Raw genomic sequence first — 247 nt, 5'->3', positions numbered from 1 at the left:
TAATAAGGTTTCTTCTCGTAACGGCTGAGGAGCTAATTTTGGATAAATACAAGATGATCCTAAAAACAATAATTTTTTAACTCCATGTACATAGCTTTGATGAATCACATTAGATTCAATCATTAGATTGTCGTAAAGAAATTCTGCACGATAGGTGTTATTTGCTAATATTCCACCAACTTTAGCAGCAGCTAGAAATACATAATCTGGTTTATGTTGTGTATAAAATGTTTCAACTGCTGATTGA

General features: G+C 31.6%; 1 protein-coding gene. It reads right to left on the bottom strand.

The genetic code is table 11. The features are described 5' to 3' along the window. The coding region (locus KK062_RS30460; RefSeq protein WP_254088142.1) for an NAD-dependent epimerase/dehydratase family protein at nucleotides 1-247 on the bottom strand (247 nt) is incomplete at both ends.

The sequence above is a fragment of the Dawidia cretensis genome (assembly GCF_018598175.1).
GTDB lineage: Bacteria > Bacteroidota > Bacteroidia > Cytophagales > Cyclobacteriaceae > Ohtaekwangia > Ohtaekwangia cretensis.
This window is presented reverse-complemented; position numbering and strand designations above follow the sequence as displayed.